Here is a 15,723-nt window from a genome sequence, read left to right on the forward strand (position 1 = left end):
CCACAGCCCGACACGCCGCTGGTGGCACAGCGCGTTGCACGCACTGGCGGTTGCCTATAGGCGGGCTTGTTCGGTGTGCCCGTATCACCTCGCTTCGATCAAACTCCCCAGCGCGCTTTGCGGCAGCGTCCGCCATCGGGCGGCGGCACTCAGACCCTCACCGCCTGCATCCACCGCCTGCATCTGTGCAGGCGTGGCCGGGCGCACGTTCGCCATGTGGGCTGCAATGTCAAACTGCAGGGTGTAGTGTCTGATGACTGCTACAGGTTCGTCGTTGGTTGCCGAATCTGAATTGTTTTATTCTGCTGCGCTTCGGCGTGGGGGCGCCGCGCCAACCACGGGCGCTGTCCAGCCCGCATGCCCAGCCTTTCTTCTCTTTCTCGGCGGGTGATCTCATGGTGGCATTGCAGCAGCGCTCGATCGATGCGATTCGTGGGCAGGAAACAACGTTGTTGACCGCTTGGCTGGGTTCCAGCTTCGGTAGCGACGTGCGTATTTCGCGGCAGGAAATCGAAACCCAGGGCGCGGAATTCCTGCGCTTGCTGGTGGCCTCGTTGAAAGACGGCGGCAGCAGCCTGGACAGCGCCGAATGGAGCGAGGTGCGCCGCTTTCTGGAGACGCTCTCGCGCGACCGCGCCACGCGCGGCTTCGATTCGCAGGAAACCGCCAACTTCATTTTCTCGCTCAAGCGCGTGCTGTTCGAGCTGGTGCAGCGCGAGTACGCCAGTGCGCCGGAGGAGTTGGGCCTGCAGTTGTGGGCGCTGTCCGAATTGCTGGATCGTCTGGGCCTGTACACCGTCAAGGCGTTCCAGAAGACCCGCGAAGACATCATCGTGCGGCAGCAGGAAGAAATGCTGGAACTGTCCACCCCGGTGGTGAAGTTGTGGGACGGCGTGCTGGCGCTGCCGATGATCGGCACGCTGGATTCGCAACGCACCCAGGTGGTGATGGAATCGCTGCTGCAACGCATCGTCGATACCGGCTCGGAGATCGCCATCATCGACATCACCGGCGTGCCCACCGTGGACACCTTGGTTGCGCAGCACCTGCTCAAGACCGTCACCGCGATTCGCCTGATGGGCGCCGATGCCATCATCAGCGGCGTGCGCCCGCAGATTGCGCAGACCATCGTGCATCTGGGGCTGGATCTGCAGGGCATCGTCACCAAGGCCAACCTGGCCGACGCATTGGCGCTGGCGCTCAAGCGCACCGGCGTGACCGTGAGCAAGGCGAGCTGACATGGAGCGTATCCCGATCCTGCGGATGGGCGACCTGCTGCTGGTCACCATCCAGGTGGACATGCACGACCAACTGGCGATGACGCTGCAGGAAGATCTGTCGGAAAAGATCAGCGCCACCTCCGCGCGCGGCGTGCTGATCGACATCTCCGCACTGGACATCGTCGACTCCTTCATCGGCCGCATGATCAGCACCATCTCCGGGCTGGCCGCAGTGATGGATGCCAGGACCGTGGTGGTCGGCATGCAGCCGGCGGTGGCGATCACCTTGGTCGAACTGGGCCTGACCCTGCCGTCGGTGCGCACCGCGCTCAATGTCGAACGCGGCATGCGCCTGTTGCAGCAACCCGATCGCGATTCATGACCACAGGGTCGCAACCGGTACGCACCGAACAGGATGTGGTGCTGGCCCGGCAGACAGTGCGCAAGCTGGTGGTGCAGTGTGGCCTGCGTCTGGTCGACCAGACCAAGCTGGTCACTGCGGCCAGCGAACTGGCGCGCAACACCGTGATCTACGGCGGTGGCGGCGATATGGACTGGGCACTGGTGGAAAACGGCATCCGCAAGGGCGTGCAGCTGACCTTCCGCGACGAAGGCCCCGGCATTCCCGATCTGGATCTGGCACTCACAGACGGCTGGACTTCCGGCGGCGGACTTGGTCTGGGCCTGTCCGGTAGCCGGCGGCTGGTGGATGACTTTGTGTTGGACACCACGCCGGGCAAGGGCACACGCATCACCATCACCACATGGAAGTGACGGTTACCGGTGACGTGACCCGCCTGTTTCGCGTCGACGAAGCCAGCCAGGTCGGGCAGGCGCGGCGTGAATCGACGGCACTCGCGCAGACGCTGGGGTTCGACGAAGCCGCCTGTGGTCGCGTTGCGCTGGTCGCCACCGAGCTTGCCACCAACATGCTCAAGCATGGGCGTGGCGGCTGCTTTCAGTTGTCGGGCGTGGCTGCGCGCGAGGGCATGGGCGTGGAGATCTGCGCCATCGACGAAGGCCCGGGTTTTACACTGGAAGATGGCCTGCGCGATGGCTATTCCACTGCCGGCACAGCGGGCACCGGGCTGGGCGCGATCAAGCGCAAGGCGCAGGTGCTGGACGCGTACTCCGATGCCAAGGGCGCGATCGTGATGGTGCGACTGTTCGCGCAACCACGCGCCGAGCTGGATCTGCCGTATGGCGCGGTGCGCGTGCCGCTGCATCATGAAGTGGTGTGCGGCGACGCCTGGCAGTTGGCGATCCGCGAGCAACGGGTCACCGTGACCTTGATCGACGGCCTGGGCCACGGGCAAGGCGCGGCCGACGCCGCCGATGCCGGTACGCGCGCGCTGGCAGCGGCCAGCGGCGAGCCCGGCGAGCTCATCGCACGCCTGCATGCCGGCATGTCCGGCACCCGCGGTGGTGCGGCGGCGGTGATGCAGTTCGACAGCCGCACCGGCCAGGTGCGCTTTGCCGGCGTCGGCAATATCGTCGCTTCGCTGTGCGATGGCGATGGGGTGCGCGGCATGCCGTCGCATCCGGGCATCGTCGGGGTGCAGTTTCGCAAGGCGCAGCCGTTCGATTTTCCGAATGCGACCGGCAAGCTGCTGGTCATGCATAGCGACGGCCTGCAAACGCGCTGGAATCTGCGCGATCACCCGGCGCTATTGTCACGCCACCCGCGTATCGTTGCGGCGGTGCTGTTGCGCGATTACGCGCGCGGCCGCGACGATGCCTGCGTGTTCGTCATGCGTTTGGGAGCCCTGCAATGAAGTCATCCGATGCCGCATCGGCGGCCGATCCGCTGGCCGAACTCGACGCGCTGCGGCAGCAGAACCAGGCCTTGCGCGAGGAGTTGGAAGAAACCAACCAGGGCGTGCTGGCGCTGTATGCCGAGCTCGATCAGCAGGCCGAACAGCTGCGCGATGTGTCCGAGCTCAAGAGCCGCTTTCTGTCGTACATGAGCCATGAGTTCCGCACGCCGCTCAGTTCGATCCTGAGCATCACCCGCCTGCTGGAAGACGGCATGGACGGGCCGCTCAACGCCGAGCAATCCAAGCAGGTGCGCTTTGTCAGCGCCTCGGCGCGCGAGCTCACCGAGATGGTCGACGACCTGCTGGATCTGGCCAAGATCGAAGCCGGCCGCATCGCCATTTCGCCGGGCTGGTTCGACCTGATGGATCTGTTCTCGGCGTTGCGCGGCATGTTCCGCCCGCTCACCGATGCCGGCAGCACCACGTTGATCTTCGAAGATCCGCCGGCGCTGCCGATGCTCTACACCGACGACAAGAAGCTGGCGCAGATCCTGCGCAACTTCATCTCCAACGCGCTCAAGTTCACCCCGCAAGGCCACGTGCGCGTGTTCGCGCAGCTGGAAGGCGACACCCATGTGCGCTTCGGTGTGCAGGATACCGGCATCGGCATTCCGGCCGAGCTGCACGAGGCCTTGTTCGAGGATTTCGTGCAGGTGGATTCGCCACTGCAAAAACGCCTGACCGGCACCGGTCTGGGGCTGGCGATCTGCAAGCGCTTCGCCGAGCTGCTCGGTGGCAGGGTGGGGATCAATAGCGTGGTCGGCGAAGGTTCCGAATTTTTCGTGGTGCTGCCGGTGACGCTGGCGGCGGAGAACGCACTTGCCCGGTAGTCATCGCATTCTGGTGGTCGACGACAACGCGGTGACGCGTTATTCGGTGCGGCGCGTGCTCGAGCATCATCAGTTCGTGGTCGAAGAGGCCGGCACCGGCACCGATGGCCTGGCCAAGCTGGCCACGCACGCCTTTGCCGCAGTGGTGCTGGACGTCAACCTGCCGGACATGAGCGGCTTCGACATCGTGCGCAGCTTGCGTGCCGCCCCGCGCACCGCGCTGCTGCCGGTGGTGCATGTGTCGGCCGCTTCGATCGCCACCGGCGACATGGCCACCGGGCTGGATGCCGGTGCCGATGCCTACCTGATCCATCCGGTCGACCCCAGCGTGCTGGTCGCCACGCTGCGCACGCTGTTGCGCGCCCGCAATGCCGAAGATGCATTGCGGATCAGCGAGGCCCGCTTCCGCGAGATCTTCGAGCACATCAGCGCGCCGATCGCCGTGGTCGATTCCAGGCTGTGCACGCACGAAGCCAATGCGGCCTTCCAGCGCCTGATCGGCAGCGTCACGCCCGGCGATGCGATCCAGGCGGCAGGGCTGGACCAGGCGACAACCGTGCATGCCCTGACCACCGCGCTGGCGCAACGTGCGCGCTGGAGCGGCACGCTGTCGATCATTCGCGATGGCAAGCTGTGCGAAACCGAGTGGCGGGTGTCGCCGTATCGCGAGCCGGATCTGGGCTTGTTGCTGGTCGAGGACGTGACCGAACAGCGTCTGCGCGAGCGCGAACAACGCCAGGAACTGGACACCGCCACCACCGAGCTGGCCCACCAGATCGCCGAGCGCCAGCGCACCGAAATCCAGCTGCTGCAGGCGCAGAAGATGGAAGCGCTGGGAAATCTCACTGGCGGCATCGCGCACGACTTCAACAACTTGCTGACCAGCATCATTTCCGGGCTGGACATGATCCAGCTGGCGGTGGAATCCAACCGCATCGAGCGCGTGCCGCGGCTGGCGGAAATCGCCACCGGCTCGGCGCATCGCGCTGCCGCGCTGACCCAGCGCATGCTCGCGTTTGCACGCAAGCAATCGCTGGATGCGCAGGCGTTCGACATCAACGCACGCGTGCGCTCGCTGGAAGACATGCTGCACCGTTCGATCGGCGAGAACATCGTGCTGGAACTGGATCTGGCGCAGACGCCGCTGGTTGCGGTGGCCGATGCCAACCAGCTCGAAAACGTGGTGCTCAACCTGGTGATCAATGCACGCGATGCATTGAAGGGCAAGGGCACCATCCGCATTCAAAGCGCCGCCTACACCGCGTCCAACGATCCGGAACTGGACGATGGCGATTACGTGGCGGTGAACGTCATCGACAATGGCAGCGGGATCGAGCCGGCTATTCTCAATCAGGTGTTCGAGCCGTTTTTCACCACCAAACCCATCGGCGAGGGCACCGGCCTGGGCTTGTCCATGACCTATGGGTTTGCGCGTCAATCCGGCGGCACCGCGCGCATCACCAGCACCGTGGGCCGTGGTACCACGGTGGCCTTGCTGTTGCCGCGCGGGCTTACGGCAAGCGAGGTGGCGCCAGCACCGCCGCCCAGATCGCCGCGTCACCGTCACGAGCGCATCCTGCTGGTGGACGACACCGATGTGGTGCGCATGATGGTGAGCGAGGTGCTCAGCGATGCCGGCTACCATGTGACCGAAGCTGAAAATGCCAATGGCGCACTGGAGCAATTGCGTGCCGGGGTGGAGATCGATCTGGTGGTGTCGGATGTGGGTCTGCCCGGCATGAACGGGCGCGACATGGCCGATGTGGCGCGCGCGCTGCGGCCCGGCTTGCCGATCCTGTTCATCACCGGCTACGCCGAAAACGCAGCCACGCGGCAGGAATTTCTAGCCGAAGGCATGGCCTTGCTGCCCAAGCCTTTCAGCCTCAACGATCTGCTCAATATGGTTGGGCAGATGCTCGACAGCAGTGTGCTTGCCGCCCGCGCATAACGCCGGTGGTGTACTTGCCCGCGCTCAGCGCGGAGTGTTTATTTCCTCGCGCCGAGGCGACTTGTTTATTTTCCCGCGCTTAGCGCGCGTGGGCATATGGGCCAAAGGTGGCGCACAAAAAACCGCCTGCTGTCAGCACACGGCCAGTGCAGGCATGGCGTTTCGCCATGCCACACGCGTGCAATGGCATGGGTGTAGAGCTAGCGGCATGTGCGCGGCGGCACGCTTGCCATAGAGCTGCAACATTGCTGACATATCGTGCGCGCGGCGCCACCTTGCGCCTTCGTCCGGCATGCCTGTGCCGACGGACGTCACCTCACTCTACTTAGAGCGGCTAACAAACGTAGCGAGCGGTCGTCAGGTGGGTGCAGACGGCGCGCAGGAACCGGAGTGTACGAGTGGGTACATGAGGATTCCGAGCACCGGCTGCGCCCGCCTGGCGGCCGCGCAGTAGTTTGTTAGCCGCTCTTACTCCAAGGATCACCTCGTATGTTGTTGTACTTGTCTATCTCCGCGTCCCTGACGTCCGCCGCCACGCACGCACCCACACGCCGTCGCGCTGCCTTGCAGCGCACGCCGCTGGCGCGCGCCTGTGCCGGCCTGTTGCTCGCTTCGATGGCCGCCGCCGCATCTGCGCAGCAAACGCCGACGACCCAGGGCGAGGGCAGCGCGACCGCGCTGGATACGGTCACCGTCACCGCCGAGCACCGCGAGCAGAACCTGCAGGACGTGCCGGTATCGGTGGGCGTGGTGCAGGGCGCGGCGATGCGCGAGTTCACCGCAGGCGGCGACGACACCTTGCTGGCACTGTCCGGCCGCGTGCCGGGCTTCTATGCCGAGACCACCACCGGGCGCATCTTCCCGCGCTTCTATATCCGTGGTCTGGGCAATATCGATTTCTATCTTGGCGCTTCGCAGCCGGTGTCCATCATCCAGGACGATGTGGTGCTGGAGCACGTGGTACTCAAATCCAACCCGGTCTACGACGTGGACCAAGTCGAAGTGCTGCGCGGCCCGCAGGGCACCCTGTTCGGCCGCAACACCACTGCCGGCATCGTCAAGTTCGACACGGTCAAGCCCAGCGACACCTACACCGGCCGCGTCGATGCCAGCTACGGCAGCTACAACACCGTGTCGCTGGATGGCGGCTTCGGTGGGCCGATCAACGACGTGCTGTCGTTCCGCGTCTCGGCCTTGTATCAGCACCGCGACGATTGGGTGGACAACACCTTTGCCGGCAGCAGCGCCGATGGCACGCGCACGCCGCGCAAGGACGCGATGGGCGGCTACAACGACCGCAATGCACGCCTGCAGGTGCTGCTCAAGCCCAATGACGCATTCTCGCTGCTGGGCTCGGTGCATACGCGCGACTACGACGGTACCTCCACGTTGTTCCTGCGCAATGCGGTGACGCGCGGCAGCGACAAAGTCGACGTGCCGCGCGACCGCGTGGCCTACGACGAAGCGAACAATAATCCGCAGGCCTATCAGACCGACGGCGGCTCGATCAAGGCGATCTACGACTTCGGCGGCGTGTCGCTGACCTCGATCACCGCTTACGAAACCACCTCCGGCTACAGCCGTGGCGACACCGATGGCGGCGCGGCGGCCAACTACCCGGTCAACGGCGTGCCGAACGGTTTCGGCCAGTCGATGGGGCAGATCCGCGATCTGGATCAGTACACCCAGGAACTGCGTCTGGCCAGCGAAGGCGACGACGCACTGCAATGGCAGGTGGGCGCGTTCTACTTCGATGGCCGCGACACCACCGATTTCTATCAGCGTGCGTTTTTTCTGCAGACCGCCGCGCGCAACCCCAACAACTGGGTGCGCCTGCGCAACACCAATACCTCGTGGGCCGGCTTCGGTCAGCTCAGTTACAAGGCCACCGATGCGCTCACCCTGACCGCCGGCATCCGCCAGACCAAGGACACCAAGGAAACCCGTTTGCTCAAGACCGCCGACACCGCCGCTGGTGCGGTGACATACCGTGGCCGTCGCGACGTGCGCATGTCCGACACCCAGCCCAGCTGGGACCTCAGCGCGATGTACGAAATCAATCCCGAGCTGAGCGTCTACGCACGCGTGGCGCGCGGCTTCCGCGGCCCGACCATCCAGGGCCGCAGCGCGGTGTTCAATTCGGATTTCACCACCGCCGATTCGGAAACCATCCTGTCGTGGGAGGCCGGCATCAAGAGCAGCCTGTTCGACAATCGTCTGCGTCTGAATGTCAGCGGCTTCACCTACACCGTCGATGACATCCAGCTCAACGGCAACGATTCGGACGGCAACGGCGTGCTGTTCAATGCCGACAAGGCCAAGGCCTACGGTCTGGAAGCGGACCTGGACTGGCGCCCGATCTCCAACCTGTCGCTGACCGCCGGCCTGAGCCTGCTGCATAGCGAAATCCAGGACAAGCGCGTGTTTGCGCAGGCCTGCGCGCTCAACGGCGTGGTGGTGTGCACGGTCAACGACCCGACCATCCGCGTCGGCGGCAATACCTTCGCGCAGATCGATGGCAACCCGCTGCCCAACGCGCCCAAGTACAACCTCAACCTGGCCGCGCGTTACGACATTCCGGTGGGTAACGACGGCGCGTTCTTCGTCTCCACCGACTGGAACAAGCAGGGCGAAACCAGCTTCGTGCTGTACGACTCCACCGAGTTCCGCGCCGACGGCAATTTCGAAGGCGGCCTCAAGCTGGGTTACACCGGCGGCTACGGTGCGTGGGAAGTGGCGGCGTTTGCGCGCAACATCACCAACGAGAAAAACGTCAAGGGTGTGATCGAGAACTACATGGCTGCGGTCTACAACGAGCCGCGCATCGTGGGCGTGTCGGTCAACGTCAACTGGCAGTGAGTTGTTGATCGGTTGACTGCATCACAGCATCACTGCGACCTGTGCGTCGCAGTGATGCTGTGCGCGAAACCAGCCCGCTGCGTGTAATACGCAGCGGGCTTCTTTTGTTTCAACGACTGCGCAACACCGACTGTACCCAACTGACGATCTGCGCGCTGCTCACCGCACCGGAATGACGGCCCAGCTCGCTGCCGCCACGGATGACCAGCAAGGTGGGAATGCTGCGGACGCCAAAACGCGTGCCCAGCGCCGGATGCAGATCGGTATCCACTTTTGCCAGACGGACCTGAGGTTCCAGCAATGCAGCGGCTGCGGCGAATTGCGGTGCCATGCTCAGGCACGGCCCGCACCACGGTGCCCAGAAATCCACCACCAACGGCAACTCGCTGCGCACCGCATGCTTGTCGAAATCGGCAGTGGATAGTGCTACCGGTGTTCCGAGAAAGAGCGGCCGATGGCAGCTTCCGCAGTTGGGCGCATCGCGCAGACGCGTTTGCGCGATGCGATTCATCGCAGTGCAGCTCGGGCAGGCCACCAGCAGCGGCGCAATGGTCATCGGCGATCTCCACAGGCAAGAGAGACGGTGCATCGCATGTCGCGCCGGTGGCGATCTGCGCGTGCGTGGGCGGTTGTCAGTGTAGCCATGGCGAGACAAGGCCTGCGTGCGGGGGCGATGACTGCGGGGCTGCACGCCTGATGGCAGGTGCGTCCATTCCTGCCGCCAGGCGGTGTAACGATCAGGCCGACCGGCCCAGGTCCAGCACCGGCACGAAGCCGCCGAAGATCATGCGCTTGCCGTCGTAAGGCATCGGATTGACCGCAGGGTCCATGCGCGGGTCGTCCATCATCTTCTGCATGCCGGCATCGCGCGTGGCCTTGTCCGGCCATTCGATCCAGGAGAACAGCACGGTTTCGTCCGCGGCCGCCTCGACCGCGCGATAAAAGTCGGTCTGCTGTCCGTGCGGCACGTCATCGCCCCAGCACTCCACCACGCGCAACGCGCCGTATTCCATGATCATGCTGTCGCCCATGCGGGCGTGCTCCAGGAACGTGTCCTTGTTGGCATTGGGCACCGCAAGGACGAAACCATCGATGTACGACATGAACCACCTCCGCTGGCATTACGCACGGCGTGCGCCTTGTAGAAACGACGAACAGGCGGGGCAGGGGTCGACACGCAGATCGGCGCGTGGCGCGGTCTACGTGAAAGCCTGCGTGCACGGATGGGCTCGCTCGTCGTCACCGCCATGGATCGGATGATCCGTGTGAGCAACTGCCAGCGTGCTGCGTCCCCGCACCTGAGAGTGCCGGCCCAGCATAGCCGGCCGACGCCCTCATGGCCGTTATGACGCAGCCAGGTTACGCCGTCGCAACGTCGCTTCGAACACCACATCGCCGTCTTCGTTGCGTGCCTGCAGCGAGCCGCCATGCGCCTTGACGAACTGATCTGCGATAAACAAACCCAGGCCCAAGCCCTGGCTTGCGTGGAAGCTGGCCTTGAATGGCTCGAACAGACGCGGCATCAGACTGTCGGGGATGTGGCCGGCGTTGCGCACCGACAAACGCAGCGTGTCGCGCTGGCGTCCGTCCAGGTGCACGCGCACCGGCTGGCGCGCGCCATGCAGCACTGCGTTGCCGACCAGGTTGGAGATCACCTGTGCCAGCCGATCGCCGTCGCCGTCGCCGTGCAGATCGCCTTCGCTACGCAGGTCGATCGGCGTGTGCGGATTGGCCTGCGCCACCTCGTTCACCACGCTATGGGCCACCTCGCCAAGATTGCAGGGGCCGAACTGCATCGACAGCCCGTCGGTACGCAGACGCGAGAAATCCAGCAGCTGCTCGACCATGCGTGCCATGCGATGCGCGCTGTTTTCCAGATGTTCCAGCGTGCGTGCGGCCGAGCCTTCGGTGGCCACATCCAGGCTGAGTTTGTCGGCGCACAGCAGAATCACCGACAGCGGTGTACGCAAGTCGTGAGTCAGCACCGCCATCATGGTTTCGTTGAGGGTGAGCGCACGTTCCAGCGATGTATTGCGCGCCTTGAGCAGGCGCCGTTGCTGATACAACTCGATGAACACGTTGACCTTGCTCAGGATCACGTGCGGCTCGATGGGCTTGTGCAAAAAATCCACCGCGCCGGTTTCGTAGCCCTGGAACGCACGCATCGGGTCGTTCGGTGAGGCCGTCAAAAAAATGATCGGCACATGCCGAGTGCGCTGCGAGCCGCGCATCAGTTCGGCCAGCGAAAAGCCGTCCATTTCCGGCATGTGCACATCCAGCAATGCCAGTGCCACATCGTGTTCGAGCAACAGCTCCAGCGCCTGCGCGCCGGAGGCCGCGCACAGTACCTGGATGCCGTCGCGCTGCAGCAGCGCTTCCATCGCCACCAGATTCTGCGGCACGTCGTCCACGATCAGCAGCTTGGCCGGTTCGGTAGTACTGCTGTCTGCAGCCAGACCGGTCGCGGTGAGATTCATCGGTGGAAAGTCTCCAATCGGCTGCAGATCGCCTGCAAGGTGAGCACCGCATCGGCACCGGCGTGGGCGATGGCGGAGGCGGGCATCAAGGGAGACGCCGCATCGTCGGGCAGCTGGATCCAGGCGGTGCCACCAACCGCGCGTACCGCCGCCACGCCAGCGCTGCCATCGCTGCTGGCGCCGGTGAGCAGGATCGCCAGCAGGCGTGGCCCGAAGACATCGGCGGCCGATTCGAACAAGGGGTCGATCGCCGGGCGCGAGAACAGCACCGGCGCATCCATCGACAACGCCAGGCTATCGCGGTTTTCCACCAGCAGATGATAATCGGGCGGGGCGATGGTCACAGTGCCGGCGAGCAGCGGTTGCTTGTCCTCGGCCTCGCGCACCGGCAAGGCGCAGCGTGCATCCATCAATTCGGCAAGATGGCTGGTGCGGTCGCGTGGCAGATGCAGCACCACCAACACCGGCATCGGCAACTCCGCAGGCAGGCTGGACAACAACGCCTGCAACGCCATCACACCGCCGGCCGATGCACCGACCACGATCGCCTCGAAGTGCTGCCACGTATGTGCGCCGCTCATGCCGCCTTCCGAAACAGACGTTGCTCGCGGGCCACGGTTTCGAAGGATTGCGCATGCGCGCCGAACTGCAGCGATTCCTTGCTGCCCAGCCCCAGAAAACCACGGTGCACCAGCGCGTCATGGAACAGACCCACCGCGCGATCCTGCAGGGTGCGGTTGAAGTAGATCAGCACGTTGCGGCACGACACCAGATGCACTTCGGAGAACACCGTATCGGTGGCCAGGCTGTGATCGGCAAACACGATGTGGCGCTTGAGGCGGCGATCGAACACCGCGCCGTCGTAGGCGGTGGTGTAGTAATCGGACAAGGACCCGCGGCCGCCGGCCTCCAGATAATTGCGGCTGAACTGCGCAATGCGGTCGATGCCGAAGGCGCCGGCTTCGGCCATGCCCAGCGCTTCGGGATTGATGTCGGTGGCGTAGATCACCGATTTTTCCAGCAGGCCTTCTTCGTGCAGCAGGATCGCCAGCGACCAGACTTCTTCACCGGTGCTGCAGCCGGCCACCCATAGTTTGATCGAGGGATAGGTGCGCAATACCGGCACCGCATGCTCGCGCAAACAGCGGAAATAGGCCGGGTCGCGGAACATCTCCGACACCTGCACGGTGAAGAACTGCATCGCCTGCGCAAACGTCTCCGGCTCGTGCAGCAGGCGATGCTGCAGATCGGCCACGCGTGCGCAATCGAAGCGGCCCATGGCGTGGCGCATGCGTCGACGCAACGAGGACACCGCGTAATCGCGGAAGTCGTAGTGATAGCGCTGGTACACCGCTTCCAGCAGCACCCGCAGCTCCAGATCGAACAGCTCCACTGCATTCATTGCCGCGAGCACCACACCCGGCACAGCGACACCAGCTTGTCCACGTCGATGGGCTTGGCGATGTAGTCGTTGGCACCGGCCTCAAGACAGCGTTCGCGATCGTCGGCCATGGCCTTGGCGGTCAGCGCAATGATCGGCAGATCCTGCCACTGACGATTGGCACGGATCTGGCGCATCGCAGTGAGGCCATCCATCTCCGGCATCATGATGTCCATCAGCACAAGATCCACCTCGTGCCTGGCCAGATGTTCCAGCGCCTCGCGGCCATTGCGTGCGATCTGCAACGTCACGCCCAGCGGTTCGAGCACGCTGGAGAGCGCAAAGATATTGCGCACATCGTCTTCGGCCAACAGCACGGTGGCGCCATCCAGCACCGCATCGCGGCGGCGCGCTTCGCGCAGCAGGCGTTGCTGGTCGCTGGGCAACGAGGCTTCCACGCTATGCAGGAACAGCGTCACTTCGTCGAGCAGGCGCTCGGGCGAGCGCACGCCCTTGATGATGATGCTCTTGGAATAACGGCGCAGGCGTTGCTCTTCGTCGCGTGTGAGTGCGCGCCCGGTGTAGACGATCACCGGCGGGAACGCGACCGCATCGTTGCCGGCCATGCGTTCGAGCAGGTCGTAGCCGCTGCCATCGGGCAGCGCCAGATCGGTGACCATGCAATCGAAGGTGGAGCCGGCCAGTTGCTGCATGGCTTCGGCAATGCTGCCCACCGCGACGATTTCCAGTTGATCGCGCGCCAGCAGCAGTTCCAGGTTCGCACGCAGTGCGCTGTCGTCTTCGACGATCAACAAGCGGCGCACGGCGCGTGCATTGGTGTCTTCCAGCTGGCGGATTGCGCCGGCCAGCAGCTCGCGCGTGGCCGGCTTGATCAGATAGCCCACCGCACCGAGTTCCAGCGCGATCTGGCTGCGCTCCATGGCCGAGACCACATGCACCGGGATGTGCCGCGTTGCCGGATCGCGCTTGAGCCGCTCCAGCACGCTGAGCCCGGAGGCATCCGGCAGGCCGATGTCCAGCAGAATGCCGCTGGGGCGCAGGTCCGCCGCCAGCTGCAGCGCTTCTTCGGCGCTGGGCGCCACCACGCAATCGAAGTCCAGCTCATGCGCCAGATCGACCAGGGCTTGCGCAAAACGCGTGTCGTCTTCCACCGCCAGGATCAGCCGGCCCGGACGGCTGCGTTGATCGCGATCGTCGTCGGCGCGCTGGAGCGGCGCTGCACTTGCTGCCGGAATCGGCAGCGGCAAGGCGCTGGACGCAACCACAGCCTGCTCACCAAGACGAGATGCCATCGCCATGCCGCTGGTGTGCTGCGCTGCTTGCGCGGTGTTAAGCGACGCTGGCGGCGCATGCCTTTCCGCAACAGTCACACCCTCGGCCGGCGCGCCATCGGTCGGCAATTCCAGCGTGAAGCAACTGCCGCGTCCCGGCTCGCTGTCCACACGGATGCTGCCGCCCATGCGCTGCGCCAGATCGCGCGAGATCGACAGCCCCAGACCGGTGCCGCCATAGCGACGGCGCGTGCTGCCATCGGCCTGACGGAACGCTTCGAAGATGATCTCGGTCTGTTCGCGCGCAATGCCGATGCCAGTGTCCTGGACCTTGAACAGCACGCGTCCCGGCGCCTGTGCCTGGAGCGACAGACTGACGCTGCCGTGCTCGGTGAACTTGATCGCATTGGCCAGCAGGTTCTTGAGAATCTGCTGCAGACGCTGACTATCCATGACCAGTTGCGTCGGTGCATCGGCGTCGGCCGTGATCTGCAACGCAAGACCTTTTTGCCGCGCCAGTGGCTCAAAGGTTTCGCGCAGGCGCTGCAGCACCGAGCTGGTGGCGATGGTTTCGTCGGCCAGTTCCACATGCCCGGCTTCGATCTTGGACAAATCCAGAATGTCGTTGATCAGTGCCAGCAGATCGTTATTGGAAGAGAGAATCGCCTGCGCATATTTCACCTGCTCGGGGCTGAGCGTGCCGTCCTTGTTGTCGGCCAGCAGCTTGGCCAGGATCAGCGCGCTGTTGAGCGGGGTGCGCAACTCGTGCGACATGTTGGCCAGGAATTCGGACTTGTAACGCGAGGCGGTGGAGAGCTCGTTGCTGTTGCGCACCAGCTGGTTCTGCGCAACCAGCAAGGCCTGCTTCTGCGCCTCCAGTGCCTGGGTGCGTTCTTCCAGCTGCACGTTTGTCTGTTCCAGCTCGGCCTGCTGCTGTTCCAGATCGCTTTGCGATTGCTGCAGGCTGCGGCTTTGCTCTTCCAACTCTTCGTTGGTCACGCGCAGCTCTTCCTGCTGGGTCTGCAGTTCTTCGCTCTGGCGCTGGGTTTCTTCCAGCAGGGTCACCAGCTGCGCGCGCAGCAACGCGGTGCGCAAGGCCAGGCCGATGTTCTCGCCACAGCGTGCCAGCAGTTCCTGCTCGCGCGAACCGGCAGTGCGCGGGTCGGTCACGCGGCCAAGTTCGACGATACCGATCACACGGCCATCGGCAGTGACAGGTGCCAGCAGCAGTTCCTGGCAACTGCTCTTGCCCAGGCTGGAGGTGATCTGCAGATGTCCTGCGTCCACGCCGCGCACGCGGCGCACCGCGCCACGCTGCAAGGCGTCGCCCAGTTGTCCGGTGTTGGTCGGCAGCGTCTTGGGCATGTCGGCCGGAAGCGCGGTGCCACCGGTCAAACGCAGGCGCTCGCCTTCGATGCGATACAGCGCGCCCACCTGCGCATCCAGCGTGTCGCACAGTGCGCTAACGGCAGCATCGGCCAATGCTTCCGGGCTTTGGTCGCCGCGCAAACTCGCTTCGACCGTGTTCTCTGCCTGCTGCAGCCACAGCGCGAATTCGGCCTGACGCCGCGCGCGGATCGCCTGCGTCACCACCAGCGCCATCGCCAGGAACGACACTCCACCGATGCTGCGGTTGATCGAGGAAAAACTGGAATTGGTGCTGGACGGCGCCAGATTGAAACCTACTGCCAACAACACGCACGACAGTGCGGCCACGATTAATGGCACCTGCGTGCGGTTTTGAAACACCGTCACCCCAACCGCGACGAAGTAGGTCAGCCACACCGCATAGCCAAGCGGTGTGACCAATTCCACAGCGAGCGTCGCAGCCATCAAGGCCCCCGCGATGACCCACACCCAGCGGTCGCGTGTGGTCGAGATGTTCTGCATGAGGCGCGC

13 protein-coding genes and 1 other RNA gene are annotated in these 15,723 nt (G+C 64.4%); 7 read left to right on the plus strand and 7 right to left on the minus strand.

Translation table 11 applies throughout. The annotated features are described in order from the left end of the window. Positions 1 to 395: 395 nt before the first annotated feature. The 6 genes from ABS769_RS02150 to ABS769_RS02175 are packed head-to-tail and all read left to right on the plus strand — an operon-like array spanning position 396 to position 5,815. Complete coding sequence (locus tag ABS769_RS02150; RefSeq protein WP_317060220.1) at positions 396 to 1,238, plus strand: STAS domain-containing protein; 843 nt, start codon at positions 396 to 398, stop codon at positions 1,236 to 1,238. Position 1,239: 1 nt separating this feature from the next. After that, entirely contained in the window at positions 1,240 to 1,602 is a 363-nt protein-coding gene (locus ABS769_RS02155; RefSeq protein ID WP_006450588.1) for an STAS domain-containing protein, read from the plus strand. Beyond that, the gene (locus ABS769_RS02160) at positions 1,599 to 1,994 is read left to right on the plus strand and encodes an anti-sigma regulatory factor (protein WP_006450589.1); all 396 of its coding nucleotides are present in this window, start codon (positions 1,599 to 1,601) and stop codon (positions 1,992 to 1,994) included. Before ABS769_RS02155 ends, ABS769_RS02160 begins: the two co-directional genes overlap by 4 nt. Next, positions 1,985 to 2,995: an ATP-binding protein gene (locus ABS769_RS02165; RefSeq protein ID WP_317060218.1), complete on the plus strand. Its 1,011-nt coding sequence runs from the start codon at positions 1,985 to 1,987 to the stop codon at positions 2,993 to 2,995. Before ABS769_RS02160 ends, ABS769_RS02165 begins: the two co-directional genes overlap by 10 nt. Then, entirely contained in the window at positions 2,992 to 3,867 is an 876-nt protein-coding gene (locus ABS769_RS02170) for a sensor histidine kinase (protein ID WP_006450591.1), read from the plus strand. Before ABS769_RS02165 ends, ABS769_RS02170 begins: the two co-directional genes overlap by 4 nt. Beyond that, on the plus strand, positions 3,857 to 5,815 hold the full coding sequence (locus ABS769_RS02175) for a response regulator (RefSeq protein WP_317060216.1): 1,959 nt from the start codon (positions 3,857 to 3,859) through the stop codon (positions 5,813 to 5,815). The genes ABS769_RS02170 and ABS769_RS02175 overlap by 11 nt, the downstream gene beginning before the upstream one ends. A 332-nt stretch (positions 5,816 to 6,147) precedes the next feature. Here ABS769_RS02175 and ABS769_RS02180 read toward each other — a convergent pair. Then, positions 6,148 to 6,223, minus strand: a non-coding RNA gene (locus ABS769_RS02180) — sX9 sRNA. Between the two features lie 81 nt (positions 6,224 to 6,304). Here ABS769_RS02180 and ABS769_RS02185 point away from each other — a divergent pair. Next, a complete protein-coding gene (locus ABS769_RS02185; RefSeq protein WP_317060215.1) occupies positions 6,305 to 8,674 on the plus strand; it encodes a TonB-dependent receptor in 2,370 nt (789 codons plus the stop codon). Between the two features lie 109 nt (positions 8,675 to 8,783). Here the strand turns inward: ABS769_RS02185 and trxC are convergent, their stop codons facing one another. From trxC to ABS769_RS02215, 6 genes are all read right to left on the minus strand, one after another. After that, positions 8,784 to 9,230, minus strand: a complete 447-nt coding sequence (trxC, locus tag ABS769_RS02190) for a thioredoxin TrxC (protein WP_317060214.1) — start codon at positions 9,228 to 9,230, stop codon at positions 8,784 to 8,786. A gap of 181 nt (positions 9,231 to 9,411) precedes the next feature. Further along, positions 9,412 to 9,777 carry a DUF1428 domain-containing protein gene (locus ABS769_RS02195; RefSeq protein ID WP_317060213.1) on the minus strand — a complete coding sequence of 122 codons (366 nt, stop codon included), beginning with the start codon at positions 9,775 to 9,777 and terminating at the stop codon, positions 9,412 to 9,414. A gap of 240 nt (positions 9,778 to 10,017) precedes the next feature. Further along, a complete protein-coding gene (locus ABS769_RS02200) occupies positions 10,018 to 11,151 on the minus strand; it encodes a hybrid sensor histidine kinase/response regulator (RefSeq protein ID WP_317060212.1) in 1,134 nt (377 codons plus the stop codon). After that, positions 11,148 to 11,732 (minus strand): chemotaxis protein CheB, encoded by a 585-nt coding sequence (locus tag ABS769_RS02205; protein ID WP_317060210.1) that lies wholly within the window; start codon positions 11,730 to 11,732, stop codon positions 11,148 to 11,150. Before ABS769_RS02205 ends, ABS769_RS02200 begins: the two co-directional genes overlap by 4 nt. Then, positions 11,729 to 12,577, minus strand: coding sequence for a CheR family methyltransferase (locus tag ABS769_RS02210; protein WP_317060209.1), 849 nt, complete (start codon positions 12,575 to 12,577; stop codon positions 11,729 to 11,731). The genes ABS769_RS02205 and ABS769_RS02210 overlap by 4 nt, the downstream gene beginning before the upstream one ends. Then, a complete protein-coding gene (locus ABS769_RS02215; RefSeq protein WP_317060208.1) occupies positions 12,550 to 15,714 on the minus strand; it encodes a response regulator in 3,165 nt (1,054 codons plus the stop codon). Before ABS769_RS02215 ends, ABS769_RS02210 begins: the two co-directional genes overlap by 28 nt. Between the last annotated feature and the right edge of the window lie 9 nt (positions 15,715 to 15,723).

The organism is Xanthomonas hortorum (assembly GCF_040279205.1).
Taxonomy (GTDB): Bacteria; Pseudomonadota; Gammaproteobacteria; order Xanthomonadales; family Xanthomonadaceae; genus Xanthomonas; species Xanthomonas hortorum_F.

Coding starts and splice junctions, on each gene's coding strand:
- ABS769_RS02150 (WP_317060220.1), top strand. CDS start 396: ATGGTGGCATTGCAGCAGCGCTCGATCGATGCGATTCGTGGGCAGGAA.
- ABS769_RS02155 (WP_006450588.1), top strand. CDS start 1,240: ATGGAGCGTATCCCGATCCTGCGGATGGGCGACCTGCTGCTGGTCACC.
- ABS769_RS02160 (WP_006450589.1), top strand. CDS start 1,599: ATGACCACAGGGTCGCAACCGGTACGCACCGAACAGGATGTGGTGCTG.
- ABS769_RS02165 (WP_317060218.1), top strand. CDS start 1,985: ATGGAAGTGACGGTTACCGGTGACGTGACCCGCCTGTTTCGCGTCGAC.
- ABS769_RS02170 (WP_006450591.1), top strand. CDS start 2,992: ATGAAGTCATCCGATGCCGCATCGGCGGCCGATCCGCTGGCCGAACTC.
- ABS769_RS02185 (WP_317060215.1), top strand. CDS start 6,305: ATGTTGTTGTACTTGTCTATCTCCGCGTCCCTGACGTCCGCCGCCACG.
- trxC (WP_317060214.1), bottom strand. CDS start 9,230: ATGACCATTGCGCCGCTGCTGGTGGCCTGCCCGAGCTGCACTGCGATG.
- ABS769_RS02195 (WP_317060213.1), bottom strand. CDS start 9,777: ATGTCGTACATCGATGGTTTCGTCCTTGCGGTGCCCAATGCCAACAAG.
- ABS769_RS02200 (WP_317060212.1), bottom strand. CDS start 11,151: ATGAATCTCACCGCGACCGGTCTGGCTGCAGACAGCAGTACTACCGAA.
- ABS769_RS02205 (WP_317060210.1), bottom strand. CDS start 11,732: ATGAGCGGCGCACATACGTGGCAGCACTTCGAGGCGATCGTGGTCGGT.
- ABS769_RS02215 (WP_317060208.1), bottom strand. CDS start 15,714: ATGCAGAACATCTCGACCACACGCGACCGCTGGGTGTGGGTCATCGCG.